This is a genomic window from Streptomyces sp. NPDC048353, assembly GCF_055587165.1.
In genome coordinates, this window is record NZ_JBVJGU010000003.1 from 55424 (window position 1) to 73428 (window position 18005).

The 18005-nt window shown below is 71.1% G+C and carries 15 protein-coding genes and 1 pseudogene; 7 read left to right on the forward strand and 9 right to left on the reverse strand.

Annotated features, from left to right (window positions below; genetic code table 11):
* Positions 1-111: 111 nt before the first annotated feature.
* Positions 112-993 (forward strand): siderophore-interacting protein, encoded by an 882-nt coding sequence (locus tag ACZ6RC_RS10685; protein ID WP_469580910.1) that lies wholly within the window; start codon positions 112-114, stop codon positions 991-993.
* A 530-nt stretch (positions 994-1523) separates the two neighbouring features.
* The gene (locus ACZ6RC_RS10690) at positions 1524-2165 is read left to right on the forward strand and encodes an LmbU family transcriptional regulator (protein WP_391134085.1); all 642 of its coding nucleotides are present in this window, start codon (positions 1524-1526) and stop codon (positions 2163-2165) included.
* Positions 2166-2223: 58 nt separating this feature from the next.
* Here the strand turns inward: ACZ6RC_RS10690 and ACZ6RC_RS10695 are convergent, their stop codons facing one another.
* From ACZ6RC_RS10695 to ACZ6RC_RS10705, 3 genes are all read right to left on the reverse strand, one after another.
* Positions 2224-3264, reverse strand: coding sequence for a methyltransferase (locus tag ACZ6RC_RS10695; protein WP_469580916.1), 1041 nt, complete (start codon positions 3262-3264; stop codon positions 2224-2226).
* 98 nt (positions 3265-3362) lie between these two features.
* On the reverse strand, positions 3363-4223 hold the full coding sequence (locus ACZ6RC_RS10700) for a tryptophan 2,3-dioxygenase (RefSeq protein WP_469580919.1): 861 nt from the start codon (positions 4221-4223) through the stop codon (positions 3363-3365).
* Positions 4201-4860 (reverse strand): DUF6875 domain-containing protein, encoded by a 660-nt coding sequence (locus tag ACZ6RC_RS10705; protein WP_469580923.1) that lies wholly within the window; start codon positions 4858-4860, stop codon positions 4201-4203. Before ACZ6RC_RS10705 ends, ACZ6RC_RS10700 begins: the two co-directional genes overlap by 23 nt.
* 254 nt (positions 4861-5114) lie before the next feature.
* On the opposite strand from ACZ6RC_RS10705, the gene ACZ6RC_RS10710 reads away from it, so the two are divergent.
* Positions 5115-5876, forward strand: a complete 762-nt coding sequence (locus ACZ6RC_RS10710; protein ID WP_469580926.1) for a thioesterase II family protein — start codon at positions 5115-5117, stop codon at positions 5874-5876.
* Between the two features lie 31 nt (positions 5877-5907).
* On the opposite strand, the gene ACZ6RC_RS10715 is transcribed toward ACZ6RC_RS10710, so the two are convergent.
* From ACZ6RC_RS10715 to ACZ6RC_RS10725, 3 genes and pseudogenes are all read right to left on the reverse strand, one after another.
* Complete coding sequence (locus ACZ6RC_RS10715; protein ID WP_469580929.1) at positions 5908-8223, reverse strand: ATP-binding cassette domain-containing protein; 2316 nt, start codon at positions 8221-8223, stop codon at positions 5908-5910.
* 637 nt (positions 8224-8860) lie between these two features.
* Positions 8861-9793: pseudogene (locus tag ACZ6RC_RS10720) on the reverse strand (TerC family protein); the annotation flags it as partial.
* A gap of 256 nt (positions 9794-10049) precedes the next feature.
* Positions 10050-11015, reverse strand: a complete 966-nt coding sequence (locus ACZ6RC_RS10725; RefSeq protein WP_469580932.1) for a pirin family protein — start codon at positions 11013-11015, stop codon at positions 10050-10052.
* A 139-nt stretch (positions 11016-11154) separates the two neighbouring features.
* On the opposite strand from ACZ6RC_RS10725, the gene ACZ6RC_RS10730 reads away from it, so the two are divergent.
* The 3 genes from ACZ6RC_RS10730 to ACZ6RC_RS10740 all read left to right on the forward strand — a co-directional run bounded on the left by ACZ6RC_RS10730 (position 11155) and on the right by ACZ6RC_RS10740 (position 12805).
* The gene (locus ACZ6RC_RS10730) at positions 11155-11499 is read left to right on the forward strand and encodes a tetratricopeptide repeat protein (RefSeq protein ID WP_469580935.1); all 345 of its coding nucleotides are present in this window, start codon (positions 11155-11157) and stop codon (positions 11497-11499) included.
* Between the two features lie 79 nt (positions 11500-11578).
* Positions 11579-12025, forward strand: a complete 447-nt coding sequence (locus ACZ6RC_RS10735; protein WP_469580938.1) for a DUF6153 family protein — start codon at positions 11579-11581, stop codon at positions 12023-12025.
* Positions 12026-12136: 111 nt separating this feature from the next.
* A complete protein-coding gene (locus ACZ6RC_RS10740) occupies positions 12137-12805 on the forward strand; it encodes a DUF305 domain-containing protein (RefSeq protein WP_469580941.1) in 669 nt (222 codons plus the stop codon).
* A gap of 48 nt (positions 12806-12853) precedes the next feature.
* On the opposite strand, the gene ACZ6RC_RS10745 is transcribed toward ACZ6RC_RS10740, so the two are convergent.
* Together ACZ6RC_RS10745 and ACZ6RC_RS10750 are read right to left on the reverse strand one after the other, a co-directional pair.
* Positions 12854-14521, reverse strand: coding sequence for an amidohydrolase (locus tag ACZ6RC_RS10745; RefSeq protein ID WP_469580944.1), 1668 nt, complete (start codon positions 14519-14521; stop codon positions 12854-12856).
* Positions 14522-14700: 179 nt separating this feature from the next.
* A complete protein-coding gene (locus tag ACZ6RC_RS10750) occupies positions 14701-16137 on the reverse strand; it encodes a purine-cytosine permease family protein (protein ID WP_469580947.1) in 1437 nt (478 codons plus the stop codon).
* Between the two features lie 152 nt (positions 16138-16289).
* On the opposite strand from ACZ6RC_RS10750, the gene ACZ6RC_RS10755 reads away from it, so the two are divergent.
* A complete protein-coding gene (locus ACZ6RC_RS10755) occupies positions 16290-16934 on the forward strand; it encodes a TetR/AcrR family transcriptional regulator (protein ID WP_391134117.1) in 645 nt (214 codons plus the stop codon).
* A gap of 69 nt (positions 16935-17003) precedes the next feature.
* Here the strand turns inward: ACZ6RC_RS10755 and ACZ6RC_RS10760 are convergent, their stop codons facing one another.
* Entirely contained in the window at positions 17004-17891 is an 888-nt protein-coding gene (locus ACZ6RC_RS10760; RefSeq protein WP_469580950.1) for a 3'-5' exonuclease family protein, read from the reverse strand.
* Positions 17892-18005: the final 114 nt, after the last annotated feature.

Genomic DNA, 18005 nt, shown 5'->3' on the forward strand with positions numbered 1-18005 from the left:
TGCCGTAAAGTGTTGCGGGCAAGAGGGTTACGGGAGATGTCACGGCCGAAACGTCGACACCGGCCGGACGACGCCCCCCGCGCCATCCGCCCCCATCGTGCGAAGGAATCCATGAACAGCTTGCCGATCTGGCTCCTGCAGGTCACCCGGACCGAGCGGATCACCCCTCACATGGCCCGCGTCACCGTCACCGGCGACGACCTTCGGGGCTTTTCCCTCACGGAACCCGACCAACAGGTCAAGCTCTACTTTCCGCGCCCGGGGCAGCCCCGACCGGTCCTGCCCGAGGTCACCGAGACCACCGACCTCATGACGTGGTACCAGGCGTTCGGGGCCATCCCGGAGGACGAGCGGCCCTGGATGCGCAGCTACACGATCCGCGCGCACGACCCGGCCACGAACTCCCTCACCTTCGACTTCGTCCTGCACCGGCACGCCGGACCGGCCACACGGTGGGCGATGGACGCCGAGGAGGGCGACTTCCTGGGCGTGTTCGGTCCCAGCGACTACTTCGCGCGCCCCAAGCCGCTGTCCACGTCGCTCGCGGAGGCCGACTGGGTGCTGCTGGCCGGTGACGACGCGGCCGTTCCCGGGATGGCGTCGATCGTCGAGAGCCTGCCGTCCGGCGCCCGGGCGATGGCGTTCATCGAGGTCCAGGACGCGGGCGACGAGCAGCCGCTGCGTACCGAGGCCGATCTGACCACGACATGGCTGTACCGCGGCGCGACCGAGCCGGGGCAGAGCGAGGCGCTGGCCGACGCGCTGCGGGAGGCCGTGCTGCCGGACGGCGACGGTTTCGCCTGGCTCGCCGGCGAGGCCGGCCTCGTACGGCGGATGCGGCGGCACCTGGTGGACGACCGCGGCCTGCCGAAGAGCCGGATCGAGTTCTCCGGCTACTGGCGCCTGAAGCTCACCCAGGACGACGCCCCCACCGAGGAGGATCTCGCCGAGGCGCAGGAACGCCTCGCGGAGGCGCAGGCCCAGGCCTCCTGACCCCACGGCGAGACCGGGACGTGCCGCCACGAGCACGTCCCGGTCGTTCGTTATCCGGCACCGTCAAGGTCGCGGATCCATATCAAGCCAACCGATCACGGCCGCATGCGGGAGAGTGGAATTCATTGCTACGCTCCCTTGGATCGCCGCACTGATCGGATAATATGACAGTGGCGTCGTCGCCCGGTCGACGACGCGGCTTCTCTGCTTCGTCTCGCCGGAATTCCCACGGGGGTGTTTCCTTTGGCAATGATCGTTGCGGGCAACCAGCCCCACGCGAGATATCGCGCGCTCTAGCGCCTCTTTCACACCGGGCGGGCTTCTCCTTTTCCATGCCCCCCGGCAGCTGTCGTCACGACATCCCCCCTCCGCGCCGACCACCCTTCTTCAGCGCACGGCCGCTTCAGCCACGGCCTTGGTCGGCGTCCGGCCCCCCGGCCGGCACTTCGTCGCGTACGTCGCCCGAATCACCTCAACCATGCGGCCTCTGCATGCCCAGAGGCACGAGCACCGCCGGAAGAGAGGTTCGTATGCAGCACTCCGTGGACCAGGCTCAGCGAAACCGCCCGTCTGCCAGAACGCCCCTCCGGAGAGGAGGAACCGAAGGCGGGCGCGAAGGCAAGGACATCCTCACGACACGCGTCGGACTGAGAATTCCCGCGGCCCTCACCTTCGAACGATGGCAGAACGTCGGTTCGCAGATCTCCCGCATCGTCGACTCCTCGTCCTGGTGCCTCGGCGACTGGCTGGTGTACGGACAGGAGGAGTTCTCGGACCGGTACTTAAGGGCCATCGAGGCCTGCGGCCTCGACTACCAGACCCTGCGCAACTACGCGTGGGTGGTCCGCAAGTTCGAGCTCAGCCGCCGCCGCGAGACGCTGAGCTTCCAGCACCACGCCGAGGTGAGTTCGCTGCCGCCCTGCGAGCAGGACAAGTGGCTGGACATGGCCGACGAGTTCAACTGGTCACGCAACGAACTGCGCCGCAACATCCGCTCCCACCGACAGGGCGACGGCAAGGGCGAGCCGCCGAAGGACTACCTGCCCAAGCTCAGCGCCCCGGCCGAGCGGGTGCAGCGGTGGCGCAAGGCCGCCGAGCTCTCCGGGGACGAGTTCGAGCAGTGGGTGCTCAGGACTCTCGACGAGGCGGCGCTGGCCAGCCTTCCCGGGTGACGCCCGCAAGGGAGGGTGGGACGGGCGCACCGCCCGTCCCACCCTCCCTTGTTCCCCCCTACTTCCAGGCGCGCAGCACCCCGTGCGGCGTCCACGTCCCGCCCGGCAGCCGTTCGACCCGCTGGAACCCGGCGGCTCGCAGCCACTCCTCGTACTCCCCCCAGTGGTAGAGGGTGCTGTCCGGGGCCGGCAGCGTGGCGAAGTAGACGTTGTCGAGCGCGGCGTACAACGGCCCGTCGCCCGTGTCGTCCGAGAACGCGTTGAAGATGAGCACCTGGCCGCCCGGCGGCAGGCAGTCGAACGCCTTGCGCAGCAGCGCCGTGTTCTGCTCGGGCGACCAGATGACGAGCTGGTTGGCGAACAGCACGCAGTCGTGGCCCGCCGGGTAGTCGTCGGCGAAGATGTCCCCGGCCCGTACGGAGATCCGGTCGTCCAGTCCGCGCTCGGTGATCCGGCCGCTCGCGATGTCGAGTGCGCCGGGCATGTCGACCACCGTGAAGGACGTCCCCGGGTTCGCCTCCGCCAGCGCGATCGCGTTCACCCCGTCGCCACCACCGATGTCCAGCACCCGGGACACCCCGCTCAGATCGGCCCGGTCGACGAGGACCGGGTTGGACAGGCGCGACCACGAGCGCATGCAGCGGTAGAAGAGCGCCTCCAGTTGCGGTTGGGAGGCCAGCCGGTGGTACAGGTCGTCGCCCTCGCCGGGGATGCTGCGCAGCCCGACGTTGGTGTTCTGCCTCAGCGCCTCCACCAGGTCGGCCGCGGCCGGCATCGTGATCCGGTCCTGAAACTCCACGAGGTCCTCGATGATGCTCCAGGTGCCGTCGGACAGCATCGCGTCGATCAGCTCGGCGTTGAGGTAGCGGCCGCTCCTGCGGGCGGTGAGGCCCAGCGAGGTCGTGCCCAGCAACAGGATCTGCGCCGCCCGGGGTTCCAGCTTCAACGTGGCGCACACCTGCTCGGTGGTGAGCGGCCCCTCCTCGTGCAGCCGGGTGAACAGACCGAGTTCACAGCCGGCGTGCAGCAGGTGGAAGGCGGAGGCGCCGAAGAGGATCCGGGTGAGGTCTTCGTGGTCGACGGGACCGGCCTTGGCCATGATGAGCTCCCTCGTGTGGTCGGTGATCGATGAGGTGACAGCGGGACCCGCGGGGCGTGCCAGGCGTGCACGGCCGGACGGGACTTCGGGGACGCGCCCTACAGGGACGACCGCGCGGACCACAGCTCCGGGAAGAAGCGGTGGCCGCTGATGCTCTCCAGCCACGCCACGCCCTCGGTGCCGCCCGTGCCGGGTTTGCCCCCGAGCACCCGTTGCACCACCGTCAGATGCGTGTAGCGCCACCGGGCGAAGGCGTCGGCGGCATCGGTCAGCGCCTCTCCGAGGAGGAACAGCGGGCGGTGCGCCTCACTGTTCCCGTACACCTCGTGCCAGGCCCGCTCCACACTGTCGTGAGGTTCGTACGGCGCCTCGCACGGGCGCGCCAGCACGGCGTCCGCGACCGGAAGGCCGCGGCGACGCAGCAGGGCCAGCACGGCGTCGTAGAGGCTCGGCTCGTGCAACTGCCGGGACACCGCCTCATGGCTCGACGCGTCACGGTGCGGAAGCACCATCCGCGGATTCTTGTTCCCGAGCAGAAATTCCAGCCGCCGGTACGAGGCGGACTGGAAACCGGAGGCGCCACCCAGCACCTCGCGGAACTCGGCGAATTCTCCGGGTGTCATCGCGCTGAAGAAGTCCCACGACGACAATGCCACCTGCTGCACCCGAGCGGCCCGGCGCAACGCCCACAGCGCGGCGTCCACATCGTCGTCGTCCACCCGGTCGCGGACCGCCGTGAATTCGATGTGCAGCAGCTTGAAGAGGAGTTCCATGACCTGGCTCATGATGATGAAGCCGGGTTCGGTGGCCGCCGCGGTGCGGGGATGCTGCAACGCGAGGAGAGCGTCCATCTCGGCGTACTCGGCGTACTCGGTCGGGGGCGCGCCCGCCGCCCCGCCGTAGGGGCAGCGCGTCACCACCGCGTCGTTCCGCTGTTCACCCGGTCGCGCGGCGGTCATCCGGTGTCCCTCCAGGTCCGTGCAGACTCAGGGCCTTGTGGTACAGCGTCGTCAGCAGCGGCCCGATCCCGTCCGGCCGGGACCGGTACCGCGCGCCGAAGCGACGGTGATACTCGGCGAACCAGTCCGCCCGCTCACCGAGGAAGAGGATGTCGTGCACCGCCATCGCCCGCACCGCGACCAGCGGCACAGGTGACCGGCTGACCTTGAAGGTCGGGTTGTGGGCGGCCGGTTCCGCGCACTGCGGATGGAACTGGCCGATCATCAGGCCGCGTCCCACGCTCTCGGTCTTGACCTGCGCGTGCGCCTCGTCGAGCAGCGCGAACGCCTCGGGCGCCAGGTCCGGCAGCACGATGAGCAGCGACCGCAGGGTCGGGTTCGACGCCCGCCAGTCGAGGTGCTCGAACTCGTCGAGACCGCAGCGGATGATCTCTCTGATCAACGGCAGACTGGCGGCGGGCCCCACGAGCCGCACCGCCGTCTCGACCGCGTGCACCCTCCTGGCGGGTGCCACGAACGGACACACCGCGCCCGACCGGCCGAGCTGCTCATGGGGTTGGGTGATATAGGAATTCAGCCATTCGTCGACGCTGTCGAGGGCCTTCCCGACGTCGACTGCCAACACATCGATTGACATTACTGTCGATTTCCCCTCCGGCGGCACCATCAAGAAAAAGGCGCAGGCGCTTTACCGACGTGCCCTGCACCGACTTATTGGCTCGCAAAACCATATCGACGTCCAGAAATACGCATCAAGGGAAGCGTGACCGGGCATGCCACGACCGGGCGAGCGGAAATGCGGCGGGTGTCCCGCCGGCGGGACACGCGTCGCCCCGGTCCCAATCATGGAAATGCGGTGCCCACCTTGCCCCGAAACACCTCGGAGAACACGTGCCCTTCCCGATCGGTCCCTGGATCCGCAGCTTCGGTCTGGCGCCTGCCGCGTCCGTGCGGCTCCTGTGCTTCCCCCACGCCGGCGGCACCGCCGCCTACTACCGTCCGATGGCGGTGGCGCTCGCTCCGGACGTCGAGCTCCTCGCCGTCCAGTACCCGGGCCGACAGGATCGCTTCCGGGAGCGGCTCGTCGACAGTGTCGGCGAGCTGGCCGACCACGTGGCCGACGCGGTACGTCCGCTCCTGAGCCGCCCCCTGTCCTTCTTCGGGCACAGCATGGGGGCCGCCGTGGCCTACGAGGTGGCGCTGCGGGCCCAGGCGCGGGGCGACGGTCCGCGGACCCTCTTCGTCTCCGGCCAGAGCACGCCATCGGCCCGCCGCGACCGCGGGATCCACGCCCTGCCCGACGGCCTGCTGGCGGCGGAGCTGGAGCGCCTGGGCGCGACGGACCCGGCCGTCCTCGCCGACAGTGAACTGCTCGGCGTCCTGCTGCCCGCCATCCGCGCCGACTACCGGGCCATCGAGACCTACCGCCGGAGCGACGAGCCGGCCCTCGACTGCCCGATCGTGGCCCTCACCGGTACCGCCGACCCGTACGTACGGCCCTCGGAAGCGGCCGCCTGGGCCCGCCTCACCCGCCGGGCCTTCGCGTTCCACGAACTGCCCGGCGACCACTTCTTCCTGGACGCCCGGCGTGACCACGTGTGCGAGATCCTGCGCGGGCACCTCGCCCCCTCCTCCTCGGCGGCAGGGCGCTGACGCGGGCGGCGGCACGCACGGGCCGGGCGGATCAGAGGCCGACGTAAGCGGCCAGGTGCTCGCCGGTGAGGGTGGAGCGGGCGGCGACGAGCTCCGCCGGGGTCCCTTCGAAGACGATGCGGCCGCCGTCGTGTCCGGCGCCGGGGCCGAGGTCGACGATCCAGTCCGCGTGCGCCATCACCGCCTGGTGGTGTTCGATGACGACGACCGACTTGCCCGAGTCGACCAGCCGGTCCAGCAGCCCGAGCAACTGCTCCACGTCGGCGAGGTGCAGACCCGTGGTCGGCTCGTCCAGGACGTAGATCCCGCCCTTGTCCGCCATGTGCGTGGCCAGCTTCAGCCGCTGCCGCTCACCGCCGGAGAGCGTGGTCAGCGGCTGGCCCAGGGTCAGGTAGCCGAGCCCGACGTCCGCCAGCCGGCCGAGGACGGCCTGGGCGGCGGGGACGCGCGCCTCGCCGGTACGGAAGAACTCGTCCGCTTCCGCCACCGGCATCGCCAGCACCTCGCTGATGTCCCGCCCGCCGAGCCGGTATTCCAGCACCGCTGCCTGGAACCGCTTGCCGCCGCACTCCTCGCAGGTGGTGGCGACTCCGGCCATCATCGCCAGGTCGGTGAAGATCACCCCGGCGCCGTTGCAGGTGGGGCAGGCGCCTTCGGAGTTGGCGCTGAACAGGGCGGGCTTGACGCCGTTGGCCTTGGCGAAGGCCTTACGGATCGGCTCCAGCAGACCGGTGTAGGTGGCCGGGTTGCTGCGCCGCGAGCCGCGGATGGGCGCCTGGTCGACCGACACCACCCCGGCGCCCGCCGGGATCGACCCGTGCAGCAGCGAGCTCTTCCCGGATCCGGCGACCCCGGTCACCACCGTCAGCACCCCGAGCGGAAGGTCGACGTCGACGTCCCGCAGATTGTTCGCCCGCGCCCCGCGGATCTCCAGCGCACCGACCGGCTTCCGGACCGTCTTCTTCAGCGACGCCCGGTCGTCGAAGTGACGACCGGTCAATGTGCCGCTGCTTCGGAGCCCTTCGACGCCGCCCTCGAAACAGACGGTGCCGCCGGCCGTCCCGGCGCCGGGCCCGAGATCGATCACATGGTCGGCGATGGCGATGACCTCGGGCTTGTGCTCGACCACGAGCACCGTGTTGCCCTTGTCCCGCAGCAGGAGCAGCAGGCCGTTCATCCGCTGGATGTCGTGCGGGTGCAGACCCGTGCTGGGCTCGTCGAAGACGTAGGTGATGTCACTGAGCGGGGAGCCGAGATGGCGGACCATCTTCACGCGCTGCGCCTCACCGCCCGACAGCGTGCCCGCGGGCCGCTCCAGCGACAGATACCCGAGCCCGATCTCGACCAACGAGTCGAGGGTCTGCCCTAAGGTCGCCAACAGGGGTGCGACCGACGGCTCGTCCAGCCCGCGTACCCACGCGGTCAGGTCCCGGACCTCCATCGCACACGCGTCGGCGATGTTGATCCCCTTGATCCTGGACGCCCGGGCCGCCTCGCCCAGCCGGGCCCCCTCGCAGTCGGGGCACGTGACGAAGGTGACCGCCCGCTCCACGAACGCCCGGACGTGCGGCTGCAGCCCGTCCTCGTCCTTGGACAGCACCGACCTGCGCACCTTGGGGACCAGCCCCTCGTAGGTGACGTTGATGCCGTCGACCTTCACCTTGGTGGGCTCGCGGTGCAGGAAGTCGTGCCGTTCCGTCTCGGTGTAGTCGCGGACCGCCTTGTCGGGGTCGACGAAACCCGACCCGGCGAAGATCCGCACGAACCAGCTGCCGACCTTGTAACCGGGAACGGTGATCGCGCCCTCGTTGATCGACTTGCTCTCGTCGTAGAACTGCGTCAGGTCGAGATCGGTCACCCGGCCCGTCCCCTCGCAGCGGGGGCACGCGCCGGCGGGCTGGTTGAAGCTGTAGTGGAACGGAGGCCCGGCACTCGGCTCGCCGAGTCGGCTGAAGACGACGCGCAGCATGGCGTGGGCGTCGGTCGCGGTGCCGACGGTGGAGCGGATGTTGACCCCCATCCGCTCCTGGTCGACGATGATCGCCGTCGTCAGCCCTTCCAGGACGTCGACCTCGGGCCGCGCCAGCGTGGGCATGAAGGTCTGCAGGAAGGCGCTGTACGTCTCGTTGATCAACCGCTGCGACTCCGCGGCGATCGTGTCGAACACCAGCGAACTCTTGCCGGATCCGGAGACACCGGTCAGCACCGTCAGCCGCCGCTTCGGGATCTCGACGCTGATGTCCTTGAGGTTGTTCACCCGCGCGCCCCGCACGCGGATCCTGTCGTTGCCGTCAGCGGTACAACGCGGCGCGCCCGGCACCGTATCCGTCCACGCGACCCTGCTCATCCGTGCCTCCCTCTGCCACACCCGGGCGACCGTCACGTCCTCATCCCCGGTCACCCCGACCGATCTAACCAGCCGCGGGAGGCACACGCCGAATCACCGAGGAGACGCAGGGACCGCCTGTGGGACGGGAGTTGACCGGCCATACGTCCACGGGGGCCGGTCTTGGGCCTTGAGCCGGGTCGGCGGTTCGTGGCGGACGCGGAGCATCCGCACCACGGAACGCGACGTTCGGTTCGAGTGGCTACGCGGCACCGGACGGAGGTTTGTTCCTGGGATCCAGGCGGTAGTCGGGACAGTCTCGGTTCTCGCACGCGCCCGGCCCCCGGACGGGAACGAAGACACCGAGGGTCTTGTGGCGATGCACCGCGGACGGCACGGACTGCCGGCAGGTCGGACACTCATACATGTCAATCTTATGCTTGCTCTTGACCATATCTTTACGATATGCCCGTTTTTGCGCGTTGGGAAGGCTTTGACTGCCCTGCCGTCCCCCGCGGCGACGGGCTTCATGGTCCTCGGCCGGTGAACCGGCGAGGGGCAGGGGTTCATCCGCCGGAGGCAGGGCATCACGCGCCTCGCGGGGCTCGGCAACCGCGGTGACGTCCCCTTGCGCGTCGGCATGCCCCGGGGAGCCTCCAGGGGCCGGTCGTCTGATGCTCAGTACGACGGAGCCCGCCAGTACGACGACGATCACAGCGAGGCTGATCGGTGAAGGGATCTCCGGGATGCCGGGGCTGATCATCTTGTGGGACGCCTGGAGGATGAGCTTGACGCCGATGAAGGAAAGGATGATCGCCAGGCCCTTGCTCAGATAATGGAAGCGGTCCAGGAGCCCCGCGAGCATGAAATAGAGGGCCCGCAGACCGAGAATGGCGAAGGCGTTGCTGGTATAGACGATGAACGCGTCGTCGCTGACCGCGAGGACGGCGGGCACGCTGTCGACGGCGAAGATCAGGTCGGCCGCCTCGATGGCGGCGACCACGGCCAGCAGCGGGGTGCCCACGCGCTTGCCGGCTTCCTTGACGAAGAACTTCGCCCCGGCGTATTCGTCCCGCACCGGAATGACCTTGCGCAGCATCCGTACGGCGAAGCTCTGGCCCGGGTCGAAGCTCTCCTCCTCGTCCTTGAGGAGTTTGTAGGTGCTGTAGAAAAGCACCGCCGCGAAGGCGAACAGCACCGCGGTGAACCGGCTGACCACGGCCACGCCGAGAGAGAGGAAGATTCCGCGGAAGACGAGGGCGCCCATGACGCCGAAGAACAGCACTCGGTGCTGGTAGGCGCGGGGCACTTTGAAGTACGCGAAGATCACGGCGAAGACGAACAGGTTGTCGACCGACAGGCTCTTCTCCAGCAGCCAGGCCGTCGTGTACTCGGTGCCGGCGGTCGTACCCAGGACGAGGAAGACGACGCCACCGAAGATCAGGGCAAGACTCACCCATAGTCCGCTCCAGGCGGCTGCCTCCTTGAAGCCGATCACGTGCGCGGTGCGGTGGGCCAGCAGATCCACCGCCAGCGACACCACCACCGTCGCGGCGAACGCCATCCACAACCAGAGCGGGACCACGAGCACGCCTGAATGTCTCGTCATGAGCCGCGCGAAGTGCGCCGACCCTTATACAGCAGTGTCCGGCACGACGCCCCAGGAAGCACGCGGAGCCGACGGTTCCCGGCTCACCACGCGCGTTCGACTGCTCCCGCAGCACATGGGCCCTGCACCTGCCCTCACACGCGCCCTTGACGTGGCACGTACCGGCTGATGCGACGGGGGCCGCCTACTCGATATCGGCGTACCCGTGCTCGGCCTGTTCGCAGCATGGCAGTGCAGGTCAGCGGACCCTTCCCCGCGGCTTCAGCGCTACGGGCGGGAGTTCGGGAGCAGGCAACCGCCCCCCGGCATAACCCTCCACGTGCCCGAACCGGGAGCCCTTCGCCCACTCCTCGCGGGCCTGTGCGATCTCCTCGTGGGACCGTCCGATGAAGTTCCACCACATGACGATCTCCTCCTCGAACGGCTCACCGCCCAGGAGCATCAGCCCGGCGTCGGAGACGGCGCGCAGGGGCAGTTCGGTGCGGCCGCAGCCGAGGTAGAGCATGGAGCCGGGCAGGAGCGGTACGCCGTCGACGTGGGCCTCGCCCGACATGGAGAGGACCGCGTACTCGAAGTCCGGTTCGAGGGGGAGAGCGGCCTCCGCGCCCGCCGTCAGGGCCAGGTCCGCGCCGACAAGGGGGGTGTAGGCGGTGCCCGGGGACTCGGCTCCGTCGAGTGCGCCGAGGATCACCGTGGCCGTGAGACCGGGGGCGGTGACCTGCGGCAGCGTGGCGTGGTGCTGGAAGTGCGGCTCGACGTTCCGGTGGGCGTCCGGGAGGGCGACCCAGAGCTGGGCGCCGTGGAGGAGGCGCGCGTGAGGCCGGGGGCTCTCCTCCGAGTGGGAGATGGCCCGGCCCGAGGTCATCAGGCCCAGCTCGCGGGGTCGGATCGTCTGGAGGCTGCCCGTGCTGTCGCGGTGCAGCACCTCCCCCTCGTGCAGCCAGCTCACCGTCTGGAGCCCCATGTGCGGGTGCGGCGGCACCTGCATGCCGGGCTCGTCCGCGATGTCGTCGGGGCCGTAGTGGTCGACGAAGGCCCAGGCTCCCACCATCCGGCGGCCGAGGTTGGGGAGCAGACGGCGGACTTCGGTGGACTCTCCGAGCTGGACACGTCGGGGGCTGAGGAGTTCCCGTACCGGCTCGGCGACGACGAAGCCGCGGCCGCCGCAGACGTTGAGGGCGGCCTGTCGATCAAGATTGCTCATGACGCTCAACCTATTCCTGTCCGGCACGGGGTGGGGGCGCCCACGCGACCATGTTAGTGGAATGTTCAACCAAACGAGGGCGTTGAGGCGGACACCTCCCCCAGGGTGGCAGAACGGGGGCACGGCGAAGGAGAACGAAATGAACGAGACGTACTACGAGTTCGGGACCGCCGGCGAGCGCTGGGATCGCGCGCGGTTCTTCTTCGAGGCGAAGGAGTACCAGTCCGCCGCGCGCATCCTGCGCGGTCTGGTCGCCGAGCACCCCGAGCAGACGGCCCAGCGCCTGCTCCTCGCCCGTGCCTACTACCACTCGGCGCAGCTCTCGCGCGCCGAGACCGAGCTGCGCGCCGTCCTCGACCGCGACCCGGTGGAGCACTACGCCCGCCTCATGCTCGGCCGCACCCTGGAGCGGCAGGGGCGGCCCGCGGAGGCCGCGCCCCATCTCCGGCTGGCGGCCGCGATGTCCGGGGAATCTCCGGAGTGACCCTCGGCCACGAGTCAGGGTGAGCCCCCACCTGGGAGCGGCGGGGGCTTCGGTAGGGTCGGGGCGGGAGGTGCGGGCCGTGGACGCGCGACGGCCGGGACGGCACGACTGGCGAGCGGGTGGCGCCCTGGCGCACCTGCTGCTCGTCGTCGTGCTCGCGCTCGGCGTCTTCGTGATGCACGCGGTGGGCCACCCCGAGGGCTCCTCCGGGCACGACACCACCGGCACCGCCCCTCTCTCCCCCGCCGAAGCCGCACCCGCGCACCAGAGCGGCGCCGGACCCGGGCACGCCCCCGAGAGCGGGGCGCCCGCCCCGTCCCACGACTCCGGCATGGCGATGGACATGACCACGCTCTGTGTGGCCGTCCTCGGCGTCTGGCTGATCGCGGGGCTGGTACGCGCGGCGCTTGCCCGTCGCCCCGACTGGCCGGCCCGGCTCCTCGCCCGCCTCCTGCCCGCGCTGGGCCCCAACGCCCCGCCGCCCCGAACACCCGACCTCGCCGAGCTGTCGATCCTGCGGATCTAGGCCGATCGCCACCGCGGGCCGCCTCGCGCTGCCCGCCTCCGCGTTCGTTCAGCCTTTTCGCGCGTACGCACGGGCGTACGCCGCACCGACAGCACACGAGGTGTGACACACATGCGTGCCTTCACGAACCCCATCTCCCGGAAGCTCACCGCCGCCGGCGGCCTGGCCACCGCCTGTCTCCTGCTCTCCGCCTGCGGCTCCGCCGACACGTCGGCGAACGGCCCGGCCCACGGCGCCGAGCACTCCGCGTCCACGACGCACACGGCCCCCTCCGCGTCCGCATCCGTCTCCGGTTCCGGCGGCGACACCGCGCCCGGCGCGTTCAACGACGCCGACGTGATGTTCGCGCAGATGATGATCCCCCACCACGAGCAGGCGCTGGAGATGGCCGCGCTGGCCGAGGGGCGGGCCGAGGACCCCGGGATCAGGAAGCTCGTCGCCGAGATCGAGAAGGCCCAGGGCCCCGAGATCCGGAAGATGAGGTCCTGGCTCGCCGGGTGGGGCAAGCCGGAGTCCGCCGCCCACGACGGCCGGGGCGGGCACGAGATGGCCGGGATGATGTCCGCGCGGGACATGAAGGGGCTGGCCGCCACGAAGGGCACGGCGTTCGACCGCAGGTTCGCCGAGCTGATGATCGCCCACCACGACGGAGCCGTCGCGATGGCGCAGGCCGAGCGGAAGGACGGCCGTAACGCCACGGCCCGGAAGCTCGCCGACGACGTCGTCCGCACCCAGACCGCCGAGGTGGACCGGCTGCGGAAGATCCTCGCCCGGCTCTGATCGGCGCCGCACCGGGCACGCCGCGGCGTGCCCGGTGCGCGACCGGCGTCAGGCGCGTGCCGCGGTACGGACCACCTCGCCGCCCACCACGACCGTCTCGGCCACCGTGCCGGGGATGTCCTCCGGGTCCACGCGGAGGATGTCGCGGGACAGGACCACGAAGTCGGCGAGCTTGCCGACCGTCAGCGAACCGCGCTCGTCCTCCAGGAAGTTGGCGTAGGCCGAGCCCATCGTGTAGCCCTCGACGGCGGTGGTGACGTCGATCGTCTCCTCGGGCGTCCAGGGCTCCCCGCCGCCCCGCAGCGGGCGGCGGGTGGCGGCGGTGTAGATGCCGACCATGGGGTCCATCTCCGCGACGTTCCAGTCGCTGGAGAGCGCCAGCACCGCCCCGGCGGCGTGCAGGCTCCGGAGGGGCCAGGCCTTGTGCCAGCGATCGGGGCCGATGTTCTCGGCCCAGTCCTGGCCCGGGCCCGCGATGTCCGGAGCGGCGTGGCGCGGCTGCATGCAGGCGACGACGCCGAGCGCGGCGAAGCGCGGCGTGTCGGCCGGGTCGAGGCACTCCACGTGGACGACCTGGTGCCGGGCGTCGCGCGGCCCGTTCACCTCCCGGGCGCGGGCGACGGCGTCGAGGACCGTACGGATGCCCCGGTCACCGGTGGCGTGGACGAAGCACTGGAAGCCGCGGGCGTCGAGCCGGGTCAGCAGGTCGGCGAACTCCTCCGCCGGATAGAACGTGTCGCCGCGGTGGTGACCGCACCCGGCGTACGGCTCCAGGAGCGCGGCCGTACGAGGCTCGACGACGTCGTCGATGTAGAGCTTCAGCGGGCCCACCCGCAGCCGGTCGTCGGCGTGGGTCCGGGCCGCGGCGGCGAAGGCGTCCAGGTCGGCGTCGGTGGTGCCGCGCGGGTGGAAGAGGGCGGCGACGATCCGGGAGCGGAGCCGGCCCTCGGCGCGGGCCCGCTCGAAGAGGGCGAGGTCGTCAAGGGAGTTCTGGGGTTCGACCACCGTCGTGATGCCGTAGCCGATGGCGTCGTCGAGGCTCTTGGCGAGCCGGCCGTACTGCCGGTCGGGAGCCGCCCACGGCACACCGAGGTCGCGCAGCGCGCGGTGACCGTCGCGCGAGAGGCCCTTGACGGCGAAGTCCTTGACGAATCCGGTGGGTTCACCGGTGGCCGGGTCGGTGGCGGCTTCTCCGAACGGCAGGCTCGTACGGTCCCGAGTGACACCGAGCCGGCGCAGGGCCGCGGTGTTGAGCCAGGCGGTGTGCACGTCGTAGCTGAGGACGAGGGCGGGGGTGTCGCCGGTGACCGGGTCGAGGTCGGCGGCCGTGGGCATCCGGCCGCCGGGGATCGCGGAGTAGTCGAAGGCCTCGGCCTCGATCCACTCGGCGTCGGGGTGGTCCTGGCGCCAGGCGGTGATCCGCTCGTGGATCGCGTCGAGGGTACGGGCCCCGGCGAGCTGGACGCAGGCGTCGTCGGAGCCGAGGCGCACGTGGTTGTGGGCGTCGATGAAGCCGGGCAGGACCAGACGGCCGCCCGCGTCCATGATCCGGGTGTCGGGTCCGACCCAGGCGGCGGCCTCGGCGTCGGCACCGAGCCAGACGATCCGCCCGTCGCGTACGGCCATCGCCTCGGCCTCCGGCAGTTCGGGGTCGACGGTGTGGATCCGGGCGCGGGTGAGGACGAGGTCGGCGGGGGTGGGGGTGGGGGTGAGCATGCGCGTGAACTCCGGGTGAGGGGTGCGGGGTCGGGTGCGTGGTGTCGCGTAGGGGTGTTGGTCCGTGTGCGGGACGCGGGCCGGCCGCGTAGGGGTGTTGGTCCGTGTGCGAGACGCGGGCCGGTCCGTGGGCGGGACGGGCGCGCGCGTGGTGTGTGGCCGCGTGGGGAGCGGCGGGGTTATGGGTGCGAGGCGGGCACGGGGACGGGGGTGGGCGTGACGGTACGGCGTGCGAGGAGGAGATAGACCAGCGCCGAGACCGCCGCGCCGAGCAGGGTGAGGTCGGCTCCGCCGAGCGGGGCCACGAGCGGGCCCGTCCACAGCTCCGAGTCGCAGGTGAGCGCCGCGAAGACCATGCCCGTGAGCAGCGCGGTCATCCCCGCGGGGTGCCAGCCGGCGCGGTACCAGTACGCCCCCCGCTCGCCGGCGTGCAGCGACGCGGAGTCGTAGCGGCAGCGGCGCAGCACCATGTCGGCGAGGAAGACGCCGCCCCAGGGGGCGAAGACGATGATCAGGAGGGAGAGGAAGGCGAGGAGGGAGGTGGTGAAGTCGGTGAGGAAGAGCGCGCCGAGCGAACCGAGGGCGGTGACGGCGGCGCTGATGACGATGGCGCGGGCGCGGCTCCACGGGATGCCGAGGACCTGGAGGTTCAGGCTGGAGGAGTAGAGGGTGATGATCGAGTTGGTGACCGAGCCGCCGAGGACGAGCGCGAGGAAGAGCGGCCGGAACCAGCCCGGGAGCAGTCCCTCCGCGCCGGCGACCGCGTCCGTCATGTCGGTCTGGGTGGCGGCCGCGACACCGGCGACGCCGAGGGCCACGGAGGAGAGGAAGCCGCCGAGGGCGCCGCTCCAGGTGAGGGCCTTGAGGGAGGTGGTGCGGGGGAGGTAGCGGGTGTAGTCGGCGGGCATGGGGAGGTACGAGAAGGGGCCGGCGAGCATGACCACGAAAGCGAGGCTCCAGCCGGCCGCGCCGGGACCGGTGGCCGGGGCGGCCGTGTCGGCGCCGGGCAGGACGAAGACCAGCAGGGCCGCGAAGCCGACGGCGAGGGCGTAGGCCATCCAGCGTTCGGCGAACTGGACGGTGGCGTGGCCCCAGAGGGCGACGGCGAAGGTCATGGTCAGCGTGAGGGCGAGCGCGAGGGCGCGGGTGGTGCCGCCGGCGGCCCAGCCGAGGTGGGCGAACAGCGCTTCGAGGGCGAGGGTGCCGACGACCGTGTTGACGATGGTGTAGCCGATGCTGACGATCCAGTTGAGCAGGCCGGCGGGCCAGTTGCCGCGCACGCCGAACGCCGCGCGGGAGATGACGAGCGTGGCGGTGCCGGTGCGGACGCCGCTGAGTCCGGCGGCGCTGATGGCGAAGAACGAGAGCCCGCCGATGACGACGACGGCGGTGGCCTGCCAGAAGGAGAGGCCGAAGGCGACGGCGAGGGCGCCGTTGATCACGTAGGTGAAGGTGAGGTTCGAGCCGAACCAGAGCCAGAAGAGGTCCTTGGCGCCGCCGTGGCGCTCGGCGTCGGGGATGGGGTCGATGCCGTGGCCCTCGACCTGGAACACCTCGTCGCGGCCGTCGGCGGCCGCTCTGTCCTGTCGCGCCTGTGCCTGTCGTGCTGTGTCCACTCCGGCTCCCACCACTCCGCAGACCTTGAATGCTGTTCTAGAACTTAGAACGACATTCAAGATGTGCGACGGGGGCCCACTGCGTCAAGACCTCGAGGACCTGCGGTTAGAGTCGTGACCATCGTCAGAGCGGCGCGGCGGAGGCGGAGCGGGTGGCAGGGGCACGACGGCGCGACGGGCACATCACCCAGGAGCGGATGCTCGAAGAGGCCATGGCGGCGATCGCCGAGGACGGGCTGACGGCGCTCACGATGTCGGCGCTGGCCGAACGGCTGGGCACGAGCGGCGGCCACATCCTGTACTACTTCGGCAGCAAGGACCTGCTCCTGCTGGCCGCACTGCGGTGGAGCGAGTCGGCGCTCGCCGACGAGCGCCGGTCGCTGCTGTCCCGCCGACTGACGGCGGAGCGAAAGCTCGACCTCTTCCTCAGGCTCTACCTCCCCCGCGGCCCGCGTGACCCGCGCTGGACGCTGTGGATCGAGCTCTGGGCCCGCACGCCCGCCAACGAGTCCCTGGGCGAGGCGCAGCGGGAGCTGGACCGCGGCTGGCAGGAGGACCTGGAAGCGCTGCTCGCCAAGGGGGTGGCCCAGCGCCGCTTCGCCCCGATGGACGCGGCCGAGGTGACCGCGCGCGCCTCCGAACTCCTGGCCCTCCTGGACGGGTTGAGCACCCGGGTGGTCCTCGGCCAGGAGCAGGGGCGCGATCCCCGCCCGGCTCTGGAGGCGGCGCGGGCGGCGGCGGCCCGCCTGGTGCCGGTACGGGCTCAGGAGCGGGCTCCGAAGACTCCGGAAGCCTGACGCCGACGGCCCCGGCGGCCGGATGCCGGGGCCGGGGTCAGGGGCCGGGGTCAGGGGCCGGGGCCGGGGTCAGCGTGCTGGCGGATCCTCCCACGGCAGGGGCTCCACCGGGGTCATGGGCCAGTCCGGGGCGCCGGGGCGGTGACGGGACGACTCCGCGTTCCAGATGATCTGTTCGGCGTGGAGCACGGGCCGGGACAGCCGGGCGATCGCGGGATAACAGGCGCCGACGACCTGGGCGAGGGCGAGGGTGGCCTCGGCGTCGGAGGCCGCGTCGCCGGGGCGGGTGTGCGGGATGCCGTACCACCGGGTGACCGCCTCCAGGGAACGGCGCCCCGGGCGGTAGCGGTCCGCGTGACGGTCCAGGACGAGGGGGTCGCAGACCGGGGCAACGCCGCCCGGCAGTCGCGCCGTCAGCACCTCCACGCCGTGGCGCAGCAGTTCGGCGTGGAGGAGGGAGAGGACGTGCGGGGCGAACCACACGACCAGAAGCTCCCCCGCGGCCAGGTGTCCGGCGAGCAGGTCGGCCACCTCGCCGAGGGCGTCCGCGGCCGGAACGCCTTCCCGCCGGGCCCGTTCGATGGTCATGCCATGTGCCTTGCCGGGCGCCACCGACAGGAGATTGGATCCAGGATCCACGATCCAATCTCGGACCACGCCGTCGCTCGTCCGGACGGAGGCGGTGAGGATCCGGTCGACGGCCGCCCGGTTCCCGGTGGTCGCGATGTCCAGGGCCAGGAGGGGCCGGCGGTGCCAGCCGGAGTGGTCCAGGCGGGCCGGGGGTGTGGGTTCCCGTACGTGCTCGGGGTGGTAGACCTTCCAGCCGCCGGTGCGGCCGTGCCGGAGCACGCCCGCACCCGCGGCGACCACCGCCCCGCACACCGCGCACGGGCCGTCGTAGTCGTTGGCGAGCTCTCCCGAGGAACCATCCCTCGGGGCCTGCGGGACGCCGTTCACGGCATCACGCCTCCCCTCGCGCGCCGACCCTCGCGGGCGCCCGTCCCGCACGTGCCGTACGTGGCGCACGCCTCGTACGTCCCGCACGTGCCCGTCCCGCCCGTCCCGCCCGTC

Excerpts from the sequence above, each read along its gene's own strand:
- ACZ6RC_RS10685 (WP_469580910.1), top strand. The coding sequence starts at position 112 with ATGAACAGCTTGCCGATCTGGCTCCTGCAGGTCACCCGGACCGAGCGG.
- ACZ6RC_RS10690 (WP_391134085.1), top strand. The coding sequence starts at position 1,524 with ATGCAGCACTCCGTGGACCAGGCTCAGCGAAACCGCCCGTCTGCCAGA.
- ACZ6RC_RS10695 (WP_469580916.1), bottom strand. The coding sequence starts at position 3,264 with ATGGCCAAGGCCGGTCCCGTCGACCACGAAGACCTCACCCGGATCCTC.
- ACZ6RC_RS10700 (WP_469580919.1), bottom strand. The coding sequence starts at position 4,223 with ATGACCGCCGCGCGACCGGGTGAACAGCGGAACGACGCGGTGGTGACG.
- ACZ6RC_RS10705 (WP_469580923.1), bottom strand. The coding sequence starts at position 4,860 with ATGTCAATCGATGTGTTGGCAGTCGACGTCGGGAAGGCCCTCGACAGC.
- ACZ6RC_RS10715 (WP_469580929.1), bottom strand. The coding sequence starts at position 8,223 with ATGAGCAGGGTCGCGTGGACGGATACGGTGCCGGGCGCGCCGCGTTGT.
- ACZ6RC_RS10725 (WP_469580932.1), bottom strand. The coding sequence starts at position 11,015 with ATGAGCAATCTTGATCGACAGGCCGCCCTCAACGTCTGCGGCGGCCGC.
- ACZ6RC_RS10730 (WP_469580935.1), top strand. The coding sequence starts at position 11,155 with ATGAACGAGACGTACTACGAGTTCGGGACCGCCGGCGAGCGCTGGGAT.
- ACZ6RC_RS10740 (WP_469580941.1), top strand. The coding sequence starts at position 12,137 with ATGCGTGCCTTCACGAACCCCATCTCCCGGAAGCTCACCGCCGCCGGC.
- ACZ6RC_RS10745 (WP_469580944.1), bottom strand. The coding sequence starts at position 14,521 with ATGCTCACCCCCACCCCCACCCCCGCCGACCTCGTCCTCACCCGCGCC.